The following is a 24,826-nucleotide window of genomic DNA, read 5'->3' as shown; positions in this document are numbered from 1 at the left end:
GTTGTCATGAGTGCTTTCGAACATAAAAAGGTTGTCGCCGATATTCCGCACAAACCCGGTGTCTACCAGTTTTGGGATACAGACGGAACGCTGATTTACATCGGCAAAGCCAAAGACCTCAGAAATCGCGTTGGCTCTTATTTTAATAAGGACAACCAGATGAACGGCAAGACCAAAGTACTGGTTTCCAGGATCCGTAAGATCTCTTTTACCATAGTTGATACCGAGATCGACGCCTGGCTTCTGGAAAACAGCCTGATCAAAAAGCATCAGCCGAGGTACAATATCCTGCTGAAAGACGACAAGACCTTTCCCTGGATCATCATCAAAAAAGAACCCTTTCCCCGTATATTCTGGACCCGGAAAATGGTGAAGGACGGATCCACCTATTTTGGTCCGTACGCTTCAGTAGGCATGATGCACACCATACTTGACCTGATCAAAGAAACCTACCCGCTGCGTACCTGCAACCTGCCGCTAACATCCGCAAATATTGACGGCGGTAAATTTAAGGTCTGCCTGGAATACCAGATCGGCAATTGTAAAGGCCCCTGTCAGGCTTATCAGACACTTGAGGATTATGACAACGGCATCGAAGAGATCAAGGACATCCTCAACGGGAAGATAGGCAACGTCATCAAAAACGTCAAACAGATAATCAGGAATGCCGTTGAGCAGCTCAACTTTGAATATGCGCATCAGTACCAGAGAAAACTACAGGTCCTGGAAAAATATCAAAGCAAATCGACAGTGGTAAACAGCGCAATTACCAATATAGATGTAGTGAGTATTGCCTCTGATGAGCGCTATGCCTTTGTAAACTATTTAAAGGTAATGAACGGGAGCATCATTCAGACCCAGACCATTGAAATCAAAAAGCGTCTGGATGAAACCGATGAGGAACTGCTCACCATCGCCATCACAGAGTTTCGCACCAGGTTCCACAGTACTTCAAAAGAGATCATTGTCCCATTTGACATTATACTCATTGATGAAAACCTCAGGTTCACCGTCCCAAAACTTGGCGAGAAGAAAAAATTACTGGAACTTTCACAAAAGAACGTGCTCTTCTTTAAAAAGGAAAAACTCAACCAATATGAAAAATTAAATCCGGACCTCCGGACCGACAGGATCCTGAGCCAGATGCAAAAGGACCTGAGGCTTACCCAGCTCCCCAAACACATCGAATGCTTTGACAACTCCAACTTCCAGGGCAAATACCCGGTTTCCGCTATTGTCGTATTCAAGGACGCCAAACCCTCAAAAAAAGACTACCGGCATTTCAATGTAAAAACAGTAGAAGGCCCCAATGATTTTGCTACGATGGAAGAAGCCGTTTACAGGCGATATAAGCGCATGCTTGAAGAAGAGGGCACATTGCCCCAATTGATCATCATTGACGGCGGCAAAGGTCAGCTTTCCTCTGCAATGACCAGTCTGAAGAAGCTAGGCATTGACAAAAAAGTAACCGTCATCGGCATCGCCAAAAGGCTGGAAGAATTGTATTATCCCGGCGACTCCTATCCGCTCTATCTGGACAAAAAATCAGAGACCTTAAAAGTGATCCAGCAGCTCCGCGATGAGGCGCACCGGTTTGGAATCACCTTTCACCGAAAGAAAAGAGATCAGGGCACACTCAAGACCGAACTTGAAGAAATCGGAGGTATTGGAAAAACCACTGCAGACAAATTGCTGAGACATTTCAAATCTGTCAAAAAGATAAAGGAAGCAACAGAAGCCGAACTGGCTGAAGTATTGAATAAATCTCAGATCAAAAAACTGCTCGATCATTTTATCCAGCAAAAAGCCCCAATGTAAAAAACATCGGGGCCTCTGCTATTTTCTTCCTTCAAACACTTTAATACTCCCAAAGACTCTGCTCAAAATCAGATACCGATTTCTTAATCCTTTCAGATTCATATAGTTTTTTCGGATCCTTAGGATCAGTCAGTCCAAGCATGTCCGTGATGTTTTTATTACCCGGGTTTGTCTCCTTAACAATATAACTATAAAACAACCTCCTCACAAAAAAATCATCAAAGGTTAGCGTAGACGCATCATTAGCCGGGTTGACCAAACGTTTAGTGCTCAGCAGCTGTCTGGCATCGTCATAATAGATCCAGAATACCGGCTGCCAGTTCCCTTCTACCATCTTCATCGGCGCAATACCTACTATCCTGGGTTCAAAAATAGACCGCTTTGTATCCAGGATCCAGTCTTCCTTGATCCGGTATTTCACAAACTCATCCGACCTCAGTCTTCCCAGAGATGGCGCGGCTATTTTTCCGGTCAGTGAATCTGCAACACCTTCAACCGAACCTCTTGCACTTTGTAATGCCTCCTGCGCAGTCAGCGCAATCTTAAAGGAATCATTATCATCCAGTAATTTACCAGCTGTTGTATCTTTATTAGAATAAGCGGTAAGCTCTTCATTCCCTATCGCTTCCAATAACACATCGATCAGTTTAGAGCCTTCAGCACCCAAAACAGAATTGATCGTATCACGCAGGTCAATTTCTCTCCAGATCCGTTTAGAATATACTACATCTTCCTCACGCACGTCAGCATAAGGAACCATGACATTACTGTCTATATCTTTCCTTACCGCAAAACCATCCTTTGGCGGGGTTTTGATCCTCGATTTCTTCACAGTGTCTGCTCCCGCAGGAGGAATACTGTCCTGTGCATAAACCCCCGCACCTAATAACAACAATACTACAATACCTAAAATCTTTTTCATAATATGCTATTTTGCTACAAATGTTATTCCATCCAGCACTTTCTGTCTTCCGTCAGGACCTTCACAAACAATATCCTTAAAGATGATCGTTGCTCCCGGCCTTAAAGAATGCAGTGCTCCCTTAATCTGTCCCCCGAATCCCGCCCCGCTGTTCTGCATCGTTACCGCATCCGATCTCGGATTGATAAAGGTAGCAGAAAACCGGAGTACCCTGAATTTTACATCAAAGACAAAATCTTCAAGCTGTGTTTCCAATACACCCGACCCTTCGATCCATTCCAAGGGAACATTACCACCGGATTTACCTTTTATGTACGCTTTTGGTGTAGGCAATGCTTTCACCCTAAACTGCTGCGAACCTAAATTTAAGGTTTTTCCGCCATTTGTCGCAGAAACATTTATACTTAGAGTTTTGCCTACTTGCGTACCGCCCACATTTACCATATACTTTCCGCTGCCACCGGCGATGGAGCCGCCTGTTATAGATGCATGAACACTTTCCAGTGGAAAGCCAGCAGCAGAGACAGAAAACGGATTAGGGATACCTGCATAGATCACATTCATCTTATCCGGCGATACCGTTGCAGATGGTTTGGCCACCTGGTATGTTTGTTCAGGAGTAAAGTATTCTTTGATCTGCCCGTCCGTCTGTCTTACCCGGATAGTACCTTTCCATTTAAATACCCCGACACTGCCTGTACCGCCGGTATAAGTTCCTTTTCCGTCTTTTACAGATAAACTGCTTCCGCCAACAGAGATCTCAGGGTTTGACCTGGAATCACTGGCAGTCAAAAATACCTCAGCGGTATACGGCTGTCCCTGTACAATATAAGAACTCGGCGCCACAGCAACCGCAGCAAACTGATCCAGGTTGACCAATGCTTTATCCATATTTCCAAACAACTTCTTAACCACCTCTGCCTCAGCATTTTTTACATCCGACTGAATCTTGCTCAAAGTAGTATTGGCAGCAGTAAGGGGCATGCCCTCACCGAAGTTAACATCTTCCCATTTCTTATTTCCACTGATGCCTTTAACGGCGTCTTTTGCTTCGAGTGTAAAAGTTATGCCCGCCCTGTCTTTTGCATCCAGCAAAGCGATCAGTTTCTCACGCGTTTCGTTGATTTTGTCCTTCAGCTTCCCCCCTTCCTTCTGGTTGATCATAATTCCCTGGGCAATGTCCATATTCGCCCTTTCAACCAGGTCTCCCGTTTCTTCATCTATACCATTACCCGCTTTTTGAAAACGGTCTTTCAACTGCTGCACGTAGTTGTTTAAATCATCTGCATAAGCTTTAGCCTTGTTGGCTTTCTCCCAGATCGGTTGTGCCCTTGCAGGCTCATCTTTAAGCTTGGTATTTTGAAATGATGAGAACAACTGGTCAATACTGGTGTTCACATTGGTTTTAGAACTCACCAGACTATCATTGAAATTCTTAAAGGCATTTAATATTGTATCTGATACATTCAGCGCAAGCATAGCAAGCAATACCAAATACATGATATTGATCATCTTCTGCCTCGTTGTCTCTTTTGCTCCGGCCATTCTAAATAATTCTGTTGTTAATTAATAAAAAGTTAGATTACTAATTATACACGTGGCTGGTTCATAGCAGACAGCATGTTGCCGTAAATGGCATTTAATGATGACAGATTTTTAGCCAGTTTACCTACTTCTTCCTTAAACTGTTTAGAATCTTCCATGGACTCGTTAAAGTTATTCATGGTCAGTGAAAGATTCTGGTAAAACTTGTTCATTGATTTCAGGTGCGCGCTCGAATCCTGCAGCTCCAGCTCATATACCGCATTTAAAGCAGAAAGGTTTTTTGCCAGCGCATTTACCTGGTCATGATACGACTGTGAAGCCACATTGCTGTCACCCAGTTCGGCGAGCTGAGCGGTAGCTTTGGTAAAAGCATTATTCAGACCATCAAAACTAGCGGAAGCTGTTTTTACCTTTCCGGTAAATTCACTTGTTGCAGCCGAGGCATCAGCTACATTAGATATCGCAGCTACCTTATCACCAAAAGTGCGTAAGCCTGCGCCCAAACTTTCAATCAGTTCAGGACCAATTTTTGCGTCTGAAAGCATTTTATCCAGTGCCGCAGTTGAAGAAGGGCTGGCACTAACAGCTGGTCTTGAAGATTTTGGAAGCTCACCATCATATTTATCATCCAGCTCAGGATAGACCCTTTCCCATGGAAGCTCCTGAGCAGGCTGTCTGAAGCCCGTTAAGAAGAACAGTATAGACTCAATACCCAAACCGGCGCCAATTGCCCAGTTTCCAAACGTTCCTCCAATATGAAGAATTTTAAATAATGCGCCTAAAATTACGATACTGGCACCCCAGGAAATTGCCACGTGTAACCAATCAAATTTTTGCTTTGCTGCCATGTTTTTCTAAATAAGGATAATGTTATAAGTTTTATTAGTTTTTGTAGGTGATGTCTGTACCAGGATACGCAGAAACACATCTGAATCCTATATACGATCTCGCCTGGTCCTGGTACTCATAGGTACCGACTGAATTTTGAAGGAAGAAACCTATATCTTTCCACGAACCCCCTCTTACTACTTTACGTTTCAGGTATTTACTGTCGTTGGTCTTAGCCACGTAAGTAAAGTTTGGATTAAAGTCAAGCAGCATTGGAGCAGCAGACTGGTTGTAAGCAGTTACAGTCCATTCCGCAACATTCCCGGCCATATTATACAGACCGTAGTCATTTGGAAAATAAGATTTCACATTTACAGTATACATACCGCCATCATCAGAATAGTTACCTCTTCCGACTTTAAAGTTGGCCTGCATACATCCCTTTGTATTGCGCACATAAGGGCCGCCCCAGGGATACTTGGTCTTTACATTACCACCCCTGGCAGCATACTCAAACTGTCCGTCGCTTGGCAGCTGGTATTCCGGCCTTGCATTCAGCGGTTGCTTTCTCGCAACGGCAACAGATTCGTAAAAGCGCGTACGCCACACACAAAATGCCGAAGCCTGCTCCCAGGTGACACCAACCACAGGATAATCATCGTATGAAGGATGGTTAAAATAAGTTTTGACCATAGGGTCATTTTGAGAATAGGAATAATCCACTTTCCATACCAGCGTATCCGGATAAACAGGAATAGAAGGGTGATGGTTTGGATTATTCGGATCAGGCAGGTCCGTGTAGGTTACGATAAAATCCTGTCTTTTTTTATTGGGGTCTTTCCTGCCTTCAACAGCAAGATCAGAACTGACATAGCTGTAAGCATATCTCAGTTTTCTGATGTCAATTTCATTTCTTCCCGGAATCGCATCTGCGCCACCATAGTACATGGCATTCAGCTTGCTGCCAAATCCGTTGTTCTTGTTGCTCCACAGCAGGGAACCGTTGCCCACCTTTCTCCAGTCAATATTTCTTTGACCCGTTGCGGCTCCCGGTGCACCTGCAGCCGCCTGAGGCTGGGCTTTAAAAAAAGTCGGTGCCCCGGCAGGGCCCAAAGTAGTTACAGCAATAGAATCACGGACCCAATTTACAAACTGCCTGTATTCGGCATTTGATATCTCGGTCTGGTCCATAAAAAAGGCGCTAAAGGAGGTCATCCTGCTTGGAGAACTCTGCGAATTATTGATATCCTCATCAGCAATACCAATTAACGTTCGTCCGGGGGGTATATAAACCATTCCAAGCGGAATTCTGTTATTCCTGAATTTCCTATTGTAGACCCCAACCAACTCTCCCTGGCCGCCCTTTCCGCAACTGGAAAGCAAGATGGTAACAATAAAAAAACTCAATAAGTATATGTTTCTCATAGTGTAGTCAAAGCAATTTTATAACAATTTTATCAAATATGATTGAAATATACAATTAATAATGATAAAAATATGCCTTTAGGACAAAATGAATAACGGGAATAACTACTTGTTGGACTTTTTAATATAGTTCTCAAGAGCCATAATCATCGAAGGAGCTTCCGGCATCGGCGCAGCGATGTCTACGATCAGGCCCGCATCCTTCACTGCTTTGTGCGTGTTTACACCAAACGCGGCAATCCTGGTATTATTCTGTTTGAATTCAGGAAAATTGATAAACAAAGACTGAATACTTGAAGGACTAAAGAACGCGATCACATCATAGAACACTTCCGCAAGATCAGAAAGATCAGAAACTACAGTCTTAAACAGCACTGCAGGAGTCACATCGTATCCGTTCTTCTGCAGGAAATTCATGGTATCTTCAGTGGCCACATCTGAGCAGGGATACAGAAATTTTTCTGTGGCGTGCTTTTTCAAAATCTCGGCAAGGTCAGCAGCAGTCTGCTTACCAAAAAAGATCTTACGCTTCCTGTACTGGATATATTTCTGAAGGTATAATGCGGTCGATTCCGAAATACAGAAATATTTCAAATCTGCCGGGACTTCGTGCCTCATCTCTTCACATATCCTGAAAAAATGATCCACGGCGTTTCTGCTGGTAAAAACCACCGCAGAAAAATCACTTAAAGTAATCTTGTCCTTCCTAAAATCTCTGGCAGGAATACCCTCAACATGAATAAATGATCTAAAATCGATTTTCAAGTTGTACTTCTTCGCCAAATCAAAGTACGGAGATTTCTCTGTTTCCGGCTTCGGTAATGTCACTAATATACTCTTTACCTTACGCAACCTATCTTCTGTCTTTTCTTGCATTTTAAAAATTACAGCTTATAATCCTATTGCCTTGATTAAAATTAATATAGGGCAAATTTCGAGGGCACAAAAGTACAAAAATAAATAGATTTTCGGAAATCGATGATGCGATAAAATATTTACCCCTGCTCTTATGAACTGAAACGCAAATATAATGCATAAAAGCACAAAAGAGATAGCTATATAATATGGCCCGTATTTTAATGGCGACAATGCGAAGGCAATGACCAGCGGAATAAACACTAAAGACAAGTTAAAATAACTTAAATATAATATGACAACGTATTCATTAACTGGCCTCTGAAGGTTAAAAAGATAGCCCAGCAGCCTTAAGATCACGATTTTGAAAATATACAACACTATAATAAGGACAGAAATACTGATGTAAAACTGAAACCCGGTACCGGGAAAAGAGATGTGATAAAACTGTGATACCAGGTAAAAAAACATTCCCACAGTGAACCCAAATTGTACAAACAAGAGTAAAAAAGGCCAGGAAGTGAACAAATTATCTTCCCTGTTCAAGTTGTTCAGTACCCTGTTGCTAAAGAAAGACTGTACTATGGTCTGGAGTTGCTTCGCAAAAGAGATTTTTAAAGTGGCAAACAAAATGAGCAGCAGCGTAACCACTGCAGGTACCCAGACCTGGCCTTTGGGAACCGGGGTGCCCAGCCGGTACCTGCTGATTTTTCTTGAAGCGTAGTCTTTATATCTGTTGATCAGGTTAGATCTTCCGTACACATTTGCCTTGATGATGCTGTCTATGATCAGGTGTTTATTGACAGCGGAATCCGGAAAAAGCCAGGTATGGGTCATTATAGAATCTGTCACAAACTTTTGCCTGGCTTTAAACGCAGCGGCCCTTGCTTTCCGCTCAGCCATACTATTCGTCTGAGTTGCCGAATCGGCAGGCAATACATCAACCTGGGCAGCAGCCCGGCTAAAGCACCCGATCAGTACTACAGCAATAAAGAAAACAAAGTTTCTGACATTCATTACTGCAAACTTAGCTAAAATAAGCTATTTACGTATGGTAACAATTCGGCTTAAAAACTATAAATTTATGATTTCACAATTTATAACTTTTCGTGAATGAATGACCGCTTTTACAAAACCAGGTTCCGTATTGTACTCATCACCCTTATCTCCGTTTGTTCCTGTCTGTTACTGGGAGCAGCCAGAATGCGCATAAATGTTCCGAAAAAAGCCCCCAATGTTGTGCTCATCTTTATGGACGACATGGGCTATGGCGACCTTTCGGTCACCGGCGCGCTGGGCTACAAAACGCCAAACCTCGACCGCATGGCCGCCGAAGGCACCCGTTTTACCAATTTTCTGGCCGCGCAGGCCGTTTGCTCCGCCTCCAGGGCAGCTATCATGACAGGCTGCTATCCCAACCGCCTCGGCATCAGCGGCGCCCTTGGCCCCAATTCCAAAATCGGCCTTAATCCGCAGGAAGAAACCATTGCCGACCTGCTGAAAGACCACGGTTACGCCACCGGCATCTTCGGTAAATGGCACCTGGGCGATAACAAAAAGTTTCTCCCGCTGCAGCAAGGCTTTGATGAATTTTATGGCGTGCCTTATTCACATGATATGTGGCCGCTGCACCCCAATCAAAAAAACGCCCACTATCCCGAGCTACCCATGATAGAGGGCAATGAGCCTGTAAAAGTTGCAAAAACGCTTGATGATATCGCTCAGATCACTACCTCTATTACAGAGCGGGCGGTAAGTTTTATCCGCAAACATAAAAAAGATCCCTTCTTTATGTACGTCCCTCATCCCCTGCCCCATGTGCCCCTTGCTGTTTCAGAAAAGTTTAAAGGCAAAAGCAAACGCGGTATATTCGGCGATGTGCTGATGGAGATAGACTGGTCGGTCGGCGAGATCTTAAAAGAGCTGAAAGCACAGGGCCTGGATAAAAATACGATCGTCATCTTTACGAGCGACAATGGGCCCTGGCTCAACTATGGTGATCATGCGGGCTCTGCAGGCGGGTTCAGGGAAGGCAAAGGCAACTCCTTTGAAGGCGGGCAACACGTACCCTGCATCATGCGCTGGCCAGGCACCGTCCCCGCTGGCCGGGTATGCAATAAGCTGGTATCCACCATAGACCTGTTGCCTACCATCGCCAATCTGACCGGTGCTACACAACCAAAGCAGCGTATAGACGGAAAGGACATCAGCCTGCTCCTGAAAGGCGATGACAACCAGACCCCCCGTCAGAATTTCCTTTATTATTATAGAAAGAACAGCCTTGAAGCGGTCAGACAAGGTGACTGGAAATTGGTATTTACCCATCCCGGCCGCACGTACGAAGAATTCGCACCAGGTATGAACGGTCTTCCGGGCAGGGTCAATGAAAACCATGAATTTCCCCGGGCCTTATACAACCTGCAGCGCGACCCTGGCGAGCGTTATGATGTCAGCACACTTTTCCCTGAAATGGTGGCTGCTCTCGAGCAACTGGCCGAAGAGGCCCGTGCCGATCTTGGTGACGACCTCCAAAATCAGAAAGGTAAAGGCATGAGACCCGCAGGGACAGTAGATTAAAGTTTTCCTTCAAGAAGAAGTACTGGCTGTTCAATAAAAACGTGTCATCCCCTCCGGGATGAACACGCCTTAACTATTGACCTAAATTTTGATTTAATTTCTTACTAGTAATGTGGTACTGGGAACACGCCAAAAGCGTTTGTTCCCGTGCCACCAACTAAACCTTTAATCACCAGCGTTACATTTTTTAATCTAGCCTGAGCTACGGTTGCTGTTGTGTATGGTGACACTGCTGTGGCTGGCAAGTTATACTTTGCCAGTAAATCACCAGTAGTGGCATTTTTCACTTGGAAAGCGATGCCAGTTGTTACAGTACTAGCCGGATAGATTTTGAATTCTGATTTTTGCTTGTAAGCCACTCCGCTTGCTTCATTAACTGTTGGGGTAGCAGTCAGGTTCACGCTTATAGCAGGGCTATTTGGCGATAGGTTAATAAACCTGATGCCCACAACTTCTTCTGTATAATTCGGCAAGACTTCATCGGCCAGGTAAACCCCTTCATAACTGCCGGTTTGTCCGCAAAGAAACAAAGTGTTTAAACCGCCTTCATTAAACTCCGACGAGTTCCTATACAAAGTTTTAGTGGTATCCGCAGAATTAACTGCGATTACATTCTTGCTTCCTGTAAAAACCCCGAAGTGCTTTGAGCTGGCAAAGTTAACGGCATCCGCAGCAGGGATTGCCGACCAGTACACCTGCTTATCCGAAGCATAAGCCTTAGCCGCAGCCACATCAATAGCAGCATTAACTACTGTAATGGAAGCCAAAGCAGGTGAGCTTTCTTCTTTTTTACAAGACTGGATCACCAACCCTGCAATTAATAATATTAATATTTTTTTCATTTTGGATTTCGTTTTATGAGCCACGTCACCCTGAACTTGTTTCAGGGCCCCGGACTAGCTATTAATTATTTCTCCTCTTCCTTAAACAACAGCACCCTTTTCCCTTCCGCGTTTACCCTGTAAAAGTTCTTATCCTCAATTAGCAAAGCCTCACTTTTCCCATCTTTATGCTTCGTATCCGTATTGATTACTTTGTTGCTGTAATGTGTACTGATTGTGTCCGCAATAATGGTATGCCCTGTTATAATGTGTTTCACATCAAAAGAACGAAGAATACTATCTATACCAGCTTCAGTTACCTTAGATTTAAGATCATAATATCCCCTGTACCAAAATGGCCCAACTTTGCTACTCATGATCGTACGAGTATTCACATCCTTATAATCTGCCTCCTTGTTTGCATAATTTGGCCTTGCGAGTTGGTTAATCTCCCCAACAGGCAGTTTCAGATTACTCATCTCATTTGAAATCCCACCATGCGTAAGCAGTAAATCCCCGATCTTCTCTACAATATTCTTTGTCCTCAGCCACCTGCCCAGCTCACTATCCTCATTATATAACTGAGCCAAAGTTTTCCCCATTAAAGCCGCATTGCCCTTATATTTATCTTCAACATAGCGATGATCACCCTGCAGGTTCATTATCTCATGGTTACCCAACACAAAATGCATATAGCCACCAGCGGCTTTCGCCTTTTCTTCCAGCATATATACCAGCCATAAGCATTCTGTCACCTGTACGCCTCTGTCAAACATATCGCCTGCAAATACCAAATGTCCTTTCCCAAAAATCCAGTTAAACTGATCGTCAATGATTTTATTAGATTGCAATAGTTTTCTAAAGGCAGCAAAATTGCCTTCAATATCAGACAACACAAACAACTTCATGGGCCTATTCCACTTGTCTGTTTCGACACTAAGGTTGCTTTTTACGTTAACCTTAAAGATTTTATCGAATCTATCCGTTTGTACATTCAGCTGCTTACCTGCGATGTCTGCGATAGCATTCCGTTCAGACTGGAAAGTAGACTTGATCTGATAAAGAATAACTGAATCTTTTGTATGGAACACGTAAGGGCCGTCCTTCATCAAAGCCAGTTGTTTATTGATTTCACTGATAAGGCACGCGCCGTTATCCCTCAGCGGATCTGGAAGTACATGATAAGTAATGCGTTCTAAGGGGCCACCGTTAACCCTCATAAACTCACCATTAAAAACAAATTGCCCCCGACTATTTAAAAGGAAAATTTTGGGATACGCTTTTACACCAAACTCCGAATATGCTTTAACATTGTAATATTTAAGTATAGGATTATTTTTCTCCTCATCATTAATGTATAAATTAATGACATTTTTTATCCCATTTACGGAAGCCACCATGTCTTTATTCCATAACATCTTATCCCTCTCTACAAAAACGTTTACGAACAGGACATCCCGATTTCTCTCAAATACCAGTTGCATTTTCTTAAGTGCAACTGCCATTTCCCCGCTTTCCATGCTATCGTCAAGGAAGTTTAACATAACCACCTTTCCCTTTAAATCCTTCTTTGTATATAAATTCCCTCTCTCATTCATCAGGTTAAAAGCAGGGGCATTATGGCCAACGCTTATCGCCCATTCCCTGATCATTTGTTCATATCCCTTTACATAAGTTTTATATGCAGGGTATCCTGGCATCTTATAAAATTCTTTTAGCAAATGCTCTATTTCCGGACTTTGTTGTTTATCTCCATACGTATGCTCTTTTAATCCTCGTTCTGTAAGCAGGTATACAAAAAATCCCTGTAGCATATCTCCACTATATATATTTTTTGCCAGATCTGCATACGCTACCTTCCGTGCAGCTGTTTTGAACAGCTCGTGATCAGAATTGAAGTTATATTTTCTTTCGACAGACTTACGCACAAAATCATAGTAGTAATAATAGCTGCTTGTTTTTCCTGTATAAGAATGGAGCCATTTAACAGAGTTGTTATAGGCAGTTGAATCGAATAGCTGGCCTAACCTATCAGGAGAAATTTTAAGGATTGAGAATTGATCCCTAAGCTTGCCGAATTTTCTTAGGCGCTCATATTCAACATCGGAAATCAGATCTGCTTTTAAATAGCCAAAAGCAAATGCACTTATTTTATTTTGATAAGATTGGAATATTTGCTCAATTAGTTTCAAATTGTCATCGAAAAAACTACTCCATTTCAGATATTCCTGAACTGCATCCACTTTATACAAATCTCTATCTGGCTTATTTTCATTAATTCCCAGAATATTAGGGACTTTTAGAAGTGCTCTACTTCTTTTAAGCTCTTGAAGCATTTTGAACTTATCAGAATTTCTACCTGAATAAATAAGTTCTCCATTCTCTAAATCAAGGTGAATGCTGTCTCCAGGTTCATATAGGTTTAGTTTATTTTTCGATCCTAAAACAGAATTCAAATTTATCCATACTGGCTTGCTGCTAATAATTAAATATTTCGCCTGATTAGCTTCAATTTTCGGAATTATGGTCTTCCAGTGTAACCCTCCAACATAATCGTAAGAACTAGATTTAAGATCAATAGCAGATTTATTAAAATTCTCATCAAACTCAATCTCTAAAATAATTTTAGCTGCCTTTGCAAGTGCCTTTTTCTGAGCTTTAGTAGGTTTATCAAAAAGTATTGATAAACTTATAAATACAATCAACATTATTTTAAAATTCATAAAATATCCTATTTATTTGTTTTCTAATAATCCAGATTTTGTACAAAGTCAGAAACTTTAACATCAAGGCCCGGAATCGGCGAAATGGCCTTATTGCTTGGATAAGGAAGCATCTGGGCAGCAGCGCTTAGTGCATCAGCCCGGGTCACTCCTTTTTTCCAGCGTAGCAGGTCAAACATCCTCCATCCCTCAAAAGCCAATTCTTTCCTACGCTCTTTATAAATGGCTTCCAATAATACTATTCCACTAGTTGTTGTAGGTAAAGCTGCGGGGTTTGCCCTCATACGGATAGCGTCTAGGTAGAAACGGGCACTGTCTACATTGTTTAACTGTGCATAAGCTTCAGCAGCCATCAGATACAGCTCTGAAGAACGTAGTACACTATGGTAGTAAGCCCCATCCGGACTAAAACCGCCAGTAACTACATTAACAGGAAATTTAGTAATATGCCAGTTCCCCAAAACTGAAGTAACCCAAACTTTCCTTGCATCATTTGGGTCTTCATTTAGGAGTGAGGCAATATCTGCAGTAGCTCTGAACTGAAGATCGCTCCTGAAATAAGCACCTGGAAAGGTGGAACCATACTGATCGACAGGAAAGATGCCTGGGGGTAATTGAAATAGCACTTCTTTCTCCTCAAGAGTAAATAATTTACTCGGATAGTTCGCTGTCATAATCGGCACTGCCGCAACCACCTGCCTGGCTAGGTTTTTAGCTAAGCCCCAATCTCCTTTAAACAAGTAAACCCTAGCGAGCAGTCCTATTGCAGCATTTCTGTTCATGGTTAGTGTGCTGGATGAGGCTACTGGCAATAAAGATACAGCAGCCTTCAGGTCTTGAATAACATTTACATAAACTTCGGCAACGGTATTCCTGCTTTTGATCGGATCAGTCCAATTAACAGAAGTAATATAGACAATACCAGGATGCGAAGCATCATTACTAAAATTATAGCTTTGTGCAAATACATTTACTAAGAAAAAATGGCTCAAAGCCCGTATTGCATAAGCTTGGCCCATCATCGCATCTGCAAGTGAAGGATCTTGATCCTTATATTCTGTAGCCTTTTCCAATACAAAATTGCAGGAACGGATAAGCTGGTACGCACCGTACGAAAGTTCATTGCAATTGAAGGAGGTTGATGTAACTGACGTTGATGACATATCATCTACACGCTGGTTCCATTCATAGTGGGCACCTAAAGGTGTTGCACCTCCAGCACCTGTCCCAACTACAGGTTTAATATTATCCGCAGCCAGTTCCGGATAGATGATGTGGTATCCAGAAAAAAGATCACTAGCAACTTTAGTATAAATACCACTTAAATATTCACTAGTTGTTTTTAAGTCCTTAACATAATCCTGACGGGTCAGGATTCTTGTATTAGCTATCCCCTCATCAAGAAAAGATTTTTTGCAAGATGTAGATCCTGCAGCTAACAGAATTGAAATAAATATATAGCAATATGGTTTCATAGTTTTAAATTTAAAAGTTCACATTTAGGCCGGCAGAAAAAGACCGCTGACTGGGATAAGCAAAAGCAGTTGATCCAATTACATTTGCATTATCTGGATCTGGGCCTGGGAACAGCGTAAATACCTTAAGGTTATTCCCTTGGAGGAATATCCTTAACGCAGCCAGATGCAAGTGGCTAAGTATCTCTTTCGGAAAGGCATACGCGATAGTTACATTTTGAAGTCTGATATAGTCTCCATTAAATAAGTAACGAGTTGAGACATTGTTGCCACCATCCGAGGTATTGTTTAGCAACCTTCTTGGATTTGCGGTTATATCCCCCGGTTTCTTCCAGTAGTCCAACGCCTGTTTTAGTTGATTAGCGTAAGGAGTACGGCCATCACTTAATAAAGAAGACCCTGTACCGTTATATAACTTTGAGCCATACTGGTAGTAAAATTGAGCTGAAAGCTCAAAAGCTTTAAAACCAAAAGTATTATTAATAGCACCAAATCCATCTGGCTGGGGTTTCCCGACAAATTCTTTTTTGGCATTGCCATAAGTACTGGTTGGGTTTCCATTTGAATCTTTCCATTGTGGCTTCCCATCAGCAGGATTTACCCCAAGCCAAATAGGCAGGTAATATGAATTGAAATTTCTTCCCTCTTCATTGGCCATCAAACTTCCTGAAACAGAAGCCAATGGAACATTCGCTTTTGTTAGTTTGTTTTGATTGGAACTCCAGTTTACATTAAGGTTCCACCTAAATTCTTTCCCTTGAACAACCGCTCCTAACACAGAAAGCTCTACGCCGCGGTTTTCCATATCTCCGATGTTATCCAGCACCTCTCCAAACCCAGCAGTAGAAGGTAAATTTGTTGTATAGATCAACCCATTTGTTTTTTTATGGTAGATGTCTGCAGTAATACTCATTCTGTTTTTCAGAAGCCTTAATTCCAGGCCCGCATCCCAGGTAAAAGTTTCTTCCCATTCAATTCGCGGATTACCAAGAAGAGAGGGGTAAAAAGCATCCTTTCCTAGAAATTTTGCTGCACCTATCAAATCAAAACGGGTGAGCGCACTTACTGCACCAGAATTACCAGCAGCACCTATACTTCCTCTTAGCTTAAAATAGTCTAGCCATGCTACTTTTTCTTTTAGAAATTTTTCTTCACTTAAAACCCAACCAAGCCCAGTTGACCAGTAGGTTCCCCACTGCGATTGATCTCCGAATTTTGAGGAACCGTCTTTCCGTATACTGCCAGACACAAAGTACCGGTTCAGGTAGCCGTAGCGGGCCTGCCCAAAAATCGAAAGCAATGTTTGCCGACTTACCGATCCGCTGATTGAGCTCATAGTATAACCTGCACTTCCTAACTGATCGAAATAAGGCAAAGTAACAGCAGTTCCTGTTGCTTCCGCCTGAAGTACTTTATTGGTGAGGATTTGTGCTTCCTGCCCAATTAAAACATTTATTGCATGCCTATCATTAAATAATTTATTGTATATAAATGTATTAGTATTGATAATATTTCCGCGCCGTTCGTCTTTCTCAGCAATTTTGGGTCTTGTAGCGGAAGCAGAAGCAGCTAAAAATCTGGGGTCGTATTTCTGCTTCATTTCTGCCAGCATAAAATCTACTCCCAAGCTACTGCTGAAAGCGAAATCTTTAAATAGTTTCAGCTCAGCATATAATTTGCTTAAACCTCGGTAAGCAACATTTCTATTGATATTGTATTCAGCAATCGCAACAGCATTTGGTGCAGTGCTATTTGTAGAACCAAACGGATAAATCAGCTTATAATTCCCGTCTTCGAGGCGAACCGGATTCAATGGTGACATCGCGTAACCTGTGGCAAAGCCCAGTGCATTCTCGCTTTCACCAGAATAGTTCTGAATGTTATACGATAAAGTTGTATTTGTCCCAAGTCTTAACCAGGATATTGGTCTGCTTTCAAAGTTAAAGCGCATGGATTTACGGTCATAGCCTGTCTTCTGTACAGCACCATTTTGTTTGGTATATTCAACATTTAGGTAAAAATTACTCTTGTCGCTACCTCCTGACATACCCGCTTCATTGGATACAGTTGTTGCGTTGTTGGTAAACAATTCGCCAAACCAATCAGGAGCCGGATAAAAGCTGCCGTCCGCCCTGACTGGGAAATTCTTTTTCAGTTCGGCAAGAATCTCAAGATCAGTCCAGGGGATAGACACCCCGCCAACCACCCTTGTTGTATTTCTAAAGGTTTCATAAAGCATATTTAGGTATTCCTGTTGGCTGAGGACTTCAATGGCCCCTTTTAATCGAGATGAAAGATCCGTTTGATGCCGGAAATGAAAATTGGTTTTACCAGATTTTCCTTTTTTTGTGGTTACCAAAATCACACCATTACTGGCCTGCGACCCGTACAGTGCAATTGCCGCAGCATCTTTCAAAACAGAAATCGTTTCAATATCAGAAGGGTTTAATTGAGCAAGGGGATTGCTGAACGGCGTGACGTTACCTGTATTCGTAAATCGAAAAGCCTCTTGCGAAACCGGGACACCATCAATGACAATTAAAGGGTTCCTCACTGTCGATCCAAAACCGGCATCTCCACCTGTTGAAATCCCCCTTAATACCATATTGCTAACCCCGCCACCCGGCTGACCTGTGCCTTGGGTAATCTGTAATCCGGGTACCAGGCCCTGCAAGCTTTTGTCAAAACTCCTGTTCGGTAAACTTTCAATCTGCTCACCTTTCACCACAGTCACTGATCCGGTCAAAGCCTGTTGTGTAGTCTTTCCATAGGCGACCACAACTTCCTGCAATTCGGATACCTCTGGTTGCATCGTTACAACCAGGCTTTGGTTACCTGCTCTGAGTTCTTGTGATTTAAATCCTATGTAGGAAAAAACCAGTATCGTATTTTCGTCTGGTACAGTAATGGAGAATTTCCCGTCTGTTCCGGTAGACACGCCTAAATTGTCCCCCTTGTGTTTTATTGTGACCCCGATGAGCGGTTCACCCTTCTCATCCAATACAGCACCCCTAATGTCAATAGGAGGAGTAAAAGCATCCACCACCCTATCCAGAAAGGAAGGCTCTTTTGGTTTAATAATAATGTTCTTATCCTCAATGCTATAAACAAAAGACTCGTCAGACAGCTTTTCCAGCACAGCCTTTAAATCTATATTCTTAAAATCCACATTCAGCTTTTTACTAGCTTCTACCTTTTCAGGTGAGTATAAAACATTGTACCCGGTCTGCAGGGTAATCTGTTTGAAAATTTCACGGAGGCTTGCGTCCTTCTTTGTGTAAGAAAGCTTCTGTCCGAAACTGGCGGCCGATACCTGTACGAAACCGGCGATCATAATAATTATGACTAGTCTCATAATTAAGAATATTTTTGGCGGCAGCCACTCACACGGCATACCTGGTTTAAAAGGATATAATTTCATACCTTTATGTCTTTGGGTTAATACGTTAAACTGATCTCGAAATTTGTTTTTGGGTTAACTCAAAATCTTGCCGGATAGTGCTTAGACTCACTATTCGGCTTCTTTTGTCCCCATTAGCTTAGGCCTATTCCCTCCTTTGTAAAATTCTTTTCATGCTGTTTGGTTTGTTTTTTCGGCTAGACTTTATTGGGGTTTTGTCCTCAAGCTGGCTTCGCCGGTGTTAGTAATTGGTTAATTGGTTCTTTTCAATAGTTAAGATGATCGGGTTTTTATTATTTAATGACGATGATTTTTTTACCTTCAATTTTAAATTTAGCCGCTCCGGTTTGTGTAATGGCATGCAATATCCCGGAAACCTTATCATAACGGGACACAGATCCATCCAGCAGCTTGTTTTTTAGATCTTCGCTCTCGTATTGCACTTCTACATTATACCACCGTGCTATTTGTCGCATTACAGTCTGCATAGGCGCATTGTTAAATGAGAACAACCCATTTTTCCAGGCCACGGCCTCGGTTACATCCACGTCCTTTACTTGTAATTGGTTAGAAGCGGTTAAGAGGGATTGCTGGTTGGGTTTCAACACCACGTCATTGCGAGGGATCGAAGCAACCTCATTATGGGGTTGCCGCACAGCCTGCCCTGAACTTGTTTCAAGGGTTCCTCCTCGCAATGACGGCGAGGGGGTTAAAGATGATACTTTTACACTCCCTTCCAACAAAGTAGTCTTCACGCTGCCCTCATCTGCGTAACTGTTGATATTAAAATGCGTACCCAACACTTCTACCTGTTGACCGGCACTTTCAACAATAAAAGATTGCTTCGTCCTGTGTCCCCGAACTGAATTCGGGGCAGGCTCTCGCAATGACGTGAAAGCCTGTGCCACTTCAAAGTATCCTTCACCTGAAAGCCTCACATTTCTTGTCATTACATTCACAAAATTGGATGGAAACTCCAATTTTGAGCCGGCATTTAACCAGACCTTCGTCCCATCCGGCAAAGTAAACTGATAAGTCTGTCCCTTAGCCGTAGCAGCAATCAAATTCTGCGCCTTCCCATCTGCGTCCTGCAACTCGGTGGGAGTAAGAGAGCGTACTCCGACGGGGCCTGTGCTACTCTGTGATCCCTTCAGCGAACCTGAGGAGCTGCCTGTCCCGAGTTCATTCCGAAGTGAATTCGGAACTGGCTCTCGGGAAGACCCGGAGTAGTACCGAACGTCACTCCCGTCCGAGTATTTTAACCCACCTCCTATTACCACTCCACTCTTCGCATCACTCAACACGATTACCTTGCCATTCGCCAGCGTAATCGTGGCACCGTTTTTACCCGGTGCTATGTCGTTGTTGGCATAGTTCAAGAGATCTCTCGTCGCTTCGCTTCCCTCGAGATGACGTGATGTATAAAACCAAAGCCCGGCCCCTGCTACAAACAAAATTGCCGCTGCCGCCGCGACCCCCCGAAGCCAGTTGGGTGCAGGCTGTGGCCATAACCTGAATGAACGCTTTTTTAAACTTAAAGCAGAAAGACCCGCATCAGCAGCAATACTACCAAACATACGTTCAGCCAGTACTTCACGATTTTCTGCAGAGATCACATGCTGCAAAAGATCATCATAAGTGACATACCATTCATTAAACTCTTTCATCTCCTCCTCAGAAATAGTTCCCTGCACTATCTTGCCGGCGAGAATATTTATCCTATGTTCGTCCATTATACGGGCATTTAGAACATAGTCCCATGAGTGGCCGTATACCCTACCAATTATTTTTTATTTTTTTATCCCAGGATTTTATTTGTGATTTTTCTAACCTGATTTTACACTTTTTTCATACCCGATAATGCATTAGATTCGAAAAAACTTATCAGGATTTTATGTTTTTGTCTTTGTAAAAAAGACAATTTATTATTTAAATGTCTTTTTTACAAAGACAATTTATTATATTTGCACCTATGAAGGAAATCATAAAAGAGATATTAATTCAAAATCGGGAAAGAAACCTTTCGAAGGGACTTAGAGTCCGTAATACCGGGATATCATTGGATCTTGAAAAAATACAGGCCATCATTGGACCCCGGCGTGTCGGCAAAACCTCCGCAATGCAGTTAGCTATCGAAGAATTAAAAACAGCCCGTGGAGTAGCTCCAGATCAGATCATCTATTTTAATTTTGAAGATGAACGTATACAATTTGAACCTCATCAACTTGATTTAATTTTGCAGGCATGGCAGGAACTCAATCCGGAAACTACATTGGAAGATGCATGGTTCTTCTTTGATGAAGTACAAGCTGCACCAGGTTGGGAGCGTTTTTTAAACCGCATCAACGAAACCTGGTCTAAAAAAATATTCTTTACCGGCAGCAATAGCTCTGTACTCCATACCGAGCTTAAATCCGTATTGAGGGGCCGGAGCATAGCTATTGAATTATTACCTCTTTCATTTAAAGAATATTGTGAGTTTAGCAATTTTAAACCATCAGAATATGGTCAGGCTAAAAGCAAAACGATAGCATTGTTTCATAAATATCTGGTTCACGGAGGGTATCCGGAAACCATTAATCTCCCTTCACAGCAAATAAGCCTGGCTTACTTACAGGAATATTATAATGCCATGTTACTACGTGACATTGTAGAATATAATCAACTAAGCAATTATACCTATTTGAGAAGTTTGTACCGTCAGGCAGCATCCACTATAGGTAAAACAATAAGCAATAGGCGACTATATAATCAGCTTAAATCACAGCAATATAGTGTAGGCATAAATAGTATTTATGAGGCGATGGATATGGCTGAACAAGCATATCTGTTCAAAAGAATTAGCCGGTTTGATTATTCAGACAGCAAACGTGAAAAATCAGACAAAAAGATCTATTGGCTGGATAATGGGTTATTGAATGCCAATACAGCACAATATACAGGCAACAATGGTTTACTGTTAGAGAATCTTGTGTTTAAAGAACTGTATCTTAGATTTGGTAGTATCTATACCAATAATATCTATTATTATGCGGAACCGACAGGTGAATGTGATTTCGTAGTCTATCAGGAAGGTGGAACTGCTTTACCTGTACAGGTAAGCTGGACACTCACCGATCCAGACACCAGGAACAGGGAAATAAAAGGATTACTTAAGGCTGCTGGCTATTGCAAGGTTAAGGAAGCCTGGATCATCACGCTTGATGAGGAAGAAGAATTGACGATAGATGATATGCATATCCAAATCATACCCGCCTGGAAATGGATGTTGAAACCATATTAAATTTAAATCATCTCATTAAACCACAACACCAGCAAAAAGTAATTGCCAAGCTTACTCTTTAACGTTTTCAGCGCATGTGTCACATGCTTTTCTACAGCCTTTTCAGAAATCCCAAGCTCAGCCGCTATTTTTTTGTTGGTATACTCATCATCCCGGCTCATGCTAAAAACAAGCTTACATTTTGGCGGCAGCCCATCCAGGATCTTACTTAGCTTTTGCTGTAATTGTTCAAAATCGTACTGGCTCCAATTGTGATGGTTGCTGTCAAGGTTTCTCAATTCCGCTTCACTGGCCAGTTGCTGGTCAATAATTGCCCTTCTTAAGCGCTTTGATCTTCTTTTGATCACCTGGAATTTGGCAGCGACAGCGAGGTAATTTTCAAAGGTTTCCCTAAGCTCAAAATTTTCCCTGTTCTTCCAAAGCTGCAGAAAAATATCCTGAACGGCCTCTTCCGCTTCATAAGCATCGTTCAACCTTTTAGCCGCAACGAAATACAGCTTTTCCCAGTAGCGGTCATACACTACTTTAAACGCAGTTTCGTTGCCCAGCCTTAAAAGGCCGGCCAGTTCCTGATCAGTTAGTTTACGGTGGTCCGTCATTTGTAATTATTCCCTTATACAATTTCACAATTATATATCACAAAGTTGTATAATTATTGAGGAATAAAAACACAACCGCCGTATTATCTTTCTGTTAAACCAGCTGTCCCTAATCTTCATGACTTCTTCACAACCTCATCAAGGGGGCTTCTAGGGGGTTGCATGACCCCTAAGGTCATGCAACCCTCACACGACGCTACTTTAAATCTTTTTCAATATTGTAAATAACATCTTCACACTTTGCTCACACCTTGTTCACACCAAAGCCACAAAAGGGTACCTTTTTGTGAAGAAAGTGTGACTCAGGTGTGTTTAAAGTGAGTACCTGGCTATAACCATCTCTAATTTTGTCCGTATGCTAATTTTTACCTGCCAGTCCTTTTATACTCAGTTGACGACATACCATATTTCGCCTTAAAAACGGTCGAAAAATAAGTAGGAGAAGATATGCCCACATATTATTTTCCGATTCCACTAAATCAGGTTAACTTTAGCAAAGGCTTATACCAGCAGAATAAGGGCTGGTAATGGGCGACAAGAAAACAGAACATACACATAACCAAAAATATAAACGATGAACTCAATATTAAAAGCGACACTTGCCTCTGTTATGGTATTGTGCTGCAGCATTTCCTTATTTGCTGCCGACATCACCATTAAGATCACCAAGCGATACCTCAACTTCCCGATCTCACAAAAGACAGAACGGAAGATCATGAAATTTGAAACAGGCGACAAGGAAGAGCGTGAATTCAAAATAAGACTTGCTTCCGGGGAACCTGAATACTGGGTATTCTCGGACATGACCGCCTATAAAGGCAAGACGATCAAGATCAGTTACGATGGCGACGCGGCAGGACTGAGCAAGATCTATCAGGATGATAAAATAGCGGGGCAGGATTCTTTATACCAGGAAAAAAACCGTCCGCAGTTCCATTTTACGACCAGAAGAGGCTGGGTAAATGATCCCAACGGACTGGTATTTTATGAGGGTGAATACCATCTTTTCTATCAGCACAATCCGTTTGAAAGGGAATGGGAAAATATGTCCTGGGGACATGCGGTGAGCAAGGACCTGGTACACTGGGAGGAACTTCCTGTTGCCCTGCATCCGGATAAGATTGGCACCATGTTCTCCGGTTCGGCAGTGATCGACTACGACAATACTTCAGGCTTTGGAAAGCCCGGAAAGCCTGCTATGGTGGCGCTTTATACGGCAGACAGTCCGGAAAGGGAGGTACAGTGTGTGGCTTATAGTCTGGATAAGGGGCGCACTTTTACCAAGTACAATGATGGCAAGCCTGTGATTGACTCTAAGGAAAAATGGAACAGCAAGGACACAAGGGATCCGAGGGTATTCTGGTACAAGCCCGGTAAGCACTGGGTAATGGCGCTGAATGAGCGCGACGGTCATTCCATTTATACCTCCGCAAACTTAAAAGAATGGAAGTTTGAAAGTCATACCACCGGATTCTGGGAATGCCCTGACCTGTTTGAGCTGGCCGTAGACGGGGATCAGAACAACAAAAAATGGGTGATGTATGGTGCTTCAAACACGTATATGATCGGCTCATTTGACGGCAAAACTTTTAAACCGGAAAGCGGAAAGCATTACTTTTCCTCCGGTTCTATTTATGCTGCACAGACCTACAATAACATTCCGGAGTCGGACGGGCGCAGGATACAGATCGGCTGGGGACGGGTGCCGCAGCAGGGAATGGCTTTCAACAATATGATGCTTTTGCCTACAGAACTGACCCTGAAGAAAACAAAAGATGGCGTCAGGTTATATAGTCTGCCGGTAAAAGAGGTAGCTAAACTGTTTACACCTGCGCAAAAATGGACTAACCTGAGTTCCGGAGAGGCCAATGAGAAACTGAAAGAATTTTACAATGCTGACCGTCTGCGCATCAAAACGACCATTAAGCTATCGCATGCTACTGAGGCCGGGTTCAACCTGTTTGCCCAGCGCATGATTGGTTATGACATGAACTTCAATATGCTAAATGGCATGTTCTATTCCCCGCAGGATCCAACCAGCATGGAGCTGAGTGCCGACATCTATGTGGACAGAACTTCCATTGAAGTATTTATAGACGGCGGGGCCTATTCCTACTCTATGGAACGGAAACCTGACCGCAATAATAAAGAAGGCTTCCACTTCTGGGGCAACAACATTGAGGTGAAGAACCTGGAGGTTTACAATGTAAAGTCTATCTGGAAATAAATATTGTTTTATAGTGCCCGTGATGACGGGCACTATTTTCTACCTGATAAATCTATTTGAATGGCGTTCTTCGCTGGCGTTACCCTGAAAACAGTTTGGTCGTTTGGCTTGCTGAAAGTGCCTTTAATTGCCGTAACGGAGTAATCCATTCCTTCAAAGCTGCAATCAATTTTGCTGCTGCTGATGGTTTTAAAAGGGAGCACTGCCTTTCCGGCGGTGGTCATGTCTAAATACCAATTCATGGCCTTCCCTCCTTTGACATTGATGCTGATCTGCTTTTCGTCAATATCCATGAAAAGGGTGGAACCGGGAACTTCCAGCGGCCAGG

Annotated in this window: 17 protein-coding genes and 1 pseudogene; 4 read left to right on the top strand and 14 right to left on the bottom strand. The window is 42.6% G+C overall.

Annotated features, from left to right (window positions below; translation table 11 throughout):
* Positions 1-6 precede the first annotated feature (6 nt).
* Entirely contained in the window at positions 7-1,818 is a 1,812-nt protein-coding gene (gene uvrC, locus VK541_RS16200) for an excinuclease ABC subunit UvrC (RefSeq protein WP_324371365.1), read from the top strand.
* A 40-nt stretch (positions 1,819-1,858) separates the two neighbouring features.
* Here the strand turns inward: uvrC and gldN are convergent, their stop codons facing one another.
* From gldN to VK541_RS16170, 6 genes are all read right to left on the bottom strand, one after another.
* Complete coding sequence (gldN, locus tag VK541_RS16195; protein WP_324371364.1) at positions 1,859-2,740, bottom strand: gliding motility protein GldN; 882 nt, start codon at positions 2,738-2,740, stop codon at positions 1,859-1,861.
* Between the two features lie 6 nt (positions 2,741-2,746).
* Positions 2,747-4,285 carry a gliding motility protein GldM gene (gene gldM / locus VK541_RS16190; RefSeq protein WP_324371362.1) on the bottom strand — a complete coding sequence of 513 codons (1,539 nt, stop codon included), beginning with the start codon at positions 4,283-4,285 and terminating at the stop codon, positions 2,747-2,749.
* 44 nt (positions 4,286-4,329) lie between these two features.
* Positions 4,330-5,133, bottom strand: coding sequence for a gliding motility protein GldL (gene gldL, locus VK541_RS16185; RefSeq protein WP_324371361.1), 804 nt, complete (start codon positions 5,131-5,133; stop codon positions 4,330-4,332).
* 34 nt (positions 5,134-5,167) lie between these two features.
* Entirely contained in the window at positions 5,168-6,538 is a 1,371-nt protein-coding gene (locus VK541_RS16180; protein WP_324371360.1) for an SUMF1/EgtB/PvdO family nonheme iron enzyme, read from the bottom strand.
* 105 nt (positions 6,539-6,643) lie between these two features.
* Positions 6,644-7,414, bottom strand: a complete 771-nt coding sequence (locus VK541_RS16175) for a uroporphyrinogen-III synthase (RefSeq protein ID WP_324371359.1) — start codon at positions 7,412-7,414, stop codon at positions 6,644-6,646.
* A gap of 15 nt (positions 7,415-7,429) precedes the next feature.
* Entirely contained in the window at positions 7,430-8,410 is a 981-nt protein-coding gene (locus VK541_RS16170) for a DUF4271 domain-containing protein (RefSeq protein WP_324371358.1), read from the bottom strand.
* Between the two features lie 96 nt (positions 8,411-8,506).
* Here VK541_RS16170 and VK541_RS16165 point away from each other — a divergent pair, with 96 nt between their 5' ends.
* A complete protein-coding gene (locus tag VK541_RS16165) occupies positions 8,507-9,970 on the top strand; it encodes a sulfatase (protein ID WP_324371357.1) in 1,464 nt (487 codons plus the stop codon).
* A gap of 104 nt (positions 9,971-10,074) precedes the next feature.
* Here VK541_RS16165 and VK541_RS16160 read toward each other — a convergent pair whose 3' ends face one another.
* From VK541_RS16160 to VK541_RS16140, 5 genes are all read right to left on the bottom strand, one after another.
* Positions 10,075-10,812 carry a DUF4397 domain-containing protein gene (locus VK541_RS16160; protein ID WP_324371356.1) on the bottom strand — a complete coding sequence of 246 codons (738 nt, stop codon included), beginning with the start codon at positions 10,810-10,812 and terminating at the stop codon, positions 10,075-10,077.
* 65 nt (positions 10,813-10,877) lie between these two features.
* Positions 10,878-13,514 (bottom strand): metallophosphoesterase, encoded by a 2,637-nt coding sequence (locus VK541_RS16155; protein ID WP_324371355.1) that lies wholly within the window; start codon positions 13,512-13,514, stop codon positions 10,878-10,880.
* Positions 13,515-13,537: 23 nt separating this feature from the next.
* Entirely contained in the window at positions 13,538-14,989 is a 1,452-nt protein-coding gene (locus tag VK541_RS16150; RefSeq protein ID WP_324371354.1) for a RagB/SusD family nutrient uptake outer membrane protein, read from the bottom strand.
* Between the two features lie 10 nt (positions 14,990-14,999).
* Positions 15,000-18,344: a TonB-dependent receptor gene (locus tag VK541_RS16145; RefSeq protein WP_324371352.1), complete on the bottom strand. Its 3,345-nt coding sequence runs from the start codon at positions 18,342-18,344 to the stop codon at positions 15,000-15,002.
* A gap of 338 nt (positions 18,345-18,682) precedes the next feature.
* Positions 18,683-20,122 carry a FecR family protein gene (locus VK541_RS16140; RefSeq protein ID WP_324371351.1) on the bottom strand — a complete coding sequence of 480 codons (1,440 nt, stop codon included), beginning with the start codon at positions 20,120-20,122 and terminating at the stop codon, positions 18,683-18,685.
* Positions 20,123-20,322: 200 nt separating this feature from the next.
* Here VK541_RS16140 and VK541_RS16135 point away from each other — a divergent pair, with 200 nt between their 5' ends.
* Positions 20,323-21,672 (top strand): ATP-binding protein, encoded by a 1,350-nt coding sequence (locus VK541_RS16135; RefSeq protein WP_324371350.1) that lies wholly within the window; start codon positions 20,323-20,325, stop codon positions 21,670-21,672.
* Positions 21,673-21,674: 2 nt separating this feature from the next.
* On the opposite strand, the gene VK541_RS16130 is transcribed toward VK541_RS16135, so the two are convergent.
* On the bottom strand, positions 21,675-22,271 hold the full coding sequence (locus VK541_RS16130; protein ID WP_324371349.1) for an RNA polymerase sigma-70 factor: 597 nt from the start codon (positions 22,269-22,271) through the stop codon (positions 21,675-21,677).
* Between the two features lie 365 nt (positions 22,272-22,636).
* A complete protein-coding gene (locus tag VK541_RS25855) occupies positions 22,637-22,726 on the bottom strand; it encodes a hypothetical protein (RefSeq protein WP_414692625.1) in 90 nt (29 codons plus the stop codon).
* 119 nt (positions 22,727-22,845) lie between these two features.
* Between VK541_RS25855 and VK541_RS16125 the strand changes: the two genes are divergently transcribed.
* Positions 22,846-24,498 (top strand): glycoside hydrolase family 32 protein, encoded by a 1,653-nt coding sequence (locus VK541_RS16125; protein ID WP_324371348.1) that lies wholly within the window; start codon positions 22,846-22,848, stop codon positions 24,496-24,498.
* Between the two features lie 32 nt (positions 24,499-24,530).
* Here VK541_RS16125 and VK541_RS16120 read toward each other — a convergent pair.
* Positions 24,531-24,826: pseudogene (locus VK541_RS16120) on the bottom strand (hypothetical protein); the annotation flags it as partial.

This window comes from Pedobacter sp. (assembly GCF_035317785.1).
In the GTDB taxonomy this organism is placed as follows: Bacteria; Bacteroidota; Bacteroidia; order Sphingobacteriales; family Sphingobacteriaceae; genus Pedobacter.
Note: the sequence above shows the minus strand (reverse complement) of the source record. Positions and strands in the feature narration are given on the sequence as shown.

Excerpts from the sequence above, each read along its gene's own strand:
- uvrC (WP_324371365.1), top strand. The coding sequence starts at position 7 with ATGAGTGCTTTCGAACATAAAAAGGTTGTCGCCGATATTCCGCACAAA.
- gldN (WP_324371364.1), bottom strand. The coding sequence starts at position 2,740 with ATGAAAAAGATTTTAGGTATTGTAGTATTGTTGTTATTAGGTGCGGGG.
- gldM (WP_324371362.1), bottom strand. The coding sequence starts at position 4,285 with ATGGCCGGAGCAAAAGAGACAACGAGGCAGAAGATGATCAATATCATG.
- gldL (WP_324371361.1), bottom strand. The coding sequence starts at position 5,133 with ATGGCAGCAAAGCAAAAATTTGATTGGTTACACGTGGCAATTTCCTGG.
- VK541_RS16180 (WP_324371360.1), bottom strand. The coding sequence starts at position 6,538 with ATGAGAAACATATACTTATTGAGTTTTTTTATTGTTACCATCTTGCTT.
- VK541_RS16175 (WP_324371359.1), bottom strand. The coding sequence starts at position 7,414 with ATGCAAGAAAAGACAGAAGATAGGTTGCGTAAGGTAAAGAGTATATTA.
- VK541_RS16170 (WP_324371358.1), bottom strand. The coding sequence starts at position 8,410 with ATGAATGTCAGAAACTTTGTTTTCTTTATTGCTGTAGTACTGATCGGG.
- VK541_RS16165 (WP_324371357.1), top strand. The coding sequence starts at position 8,507 with ATGAATGACCGCTTTTACAAAACCAGGTTCCGTATTGTACTCATCACC.
- VK541_RS16160 (WP_324371356.1), bottom strand. The coding sequence starts at position 10,812 with ATGAAAAAAATATTAATATTATTAATTGCAGGGTTGGTGATCCAGTCT.
- VK541_RS16155 (WP_324371355.1), bottom strand. The coding sequence starts at position 13,514 with ATGAATTTTAAAATAATGTTGATTGTATTTATAAGTTTATCAATACTT.
- VK541_RS16150 (WP_324371354.1), bottom strand. The coding sequence starts at position 14,989 with ATGAAACCATATTGCTATATATTTATTTCAATTCTGTTAGCTGCAGGA.
- VK541_RS16145 (WP_324371352.1), bottom strand. The coding sequence starts at position 18,344 with ATGAGACTAGTCATAATTATTATGATCGCCGGTTTCGTACAGGTATCG.
- VK541_RS16140 (WP_324371351.1), bottom strand. The coding sequence starts at position 20,122 with ATGGACGAACATAGGATAAATATTCTCGCCGGCAAGATAGTGCAGGGA.
- VK541_RS16135 (WP_324371350.1), top strand. The coding sequence starts at position 20,323 with ATGTCTTTTTTACAAAGACAATTTATTATATTTGCACCTATGAAGGAA.
- VK541_RS16130 (WP_324371349.1), bottom strand. The coding sequence starts at position 22,271 with ATGACGGACCACCGTAAACTAACTGATCAGGAACTGGCCGGCCTTTTA.
- VK541_RS16125 (WP_324371348.1), top strand. The coding sequence starts at position 22,846 with ATGAACTCAATATTAAAAGCGACACTTGCCTCTGTTATGGTATTGTGC.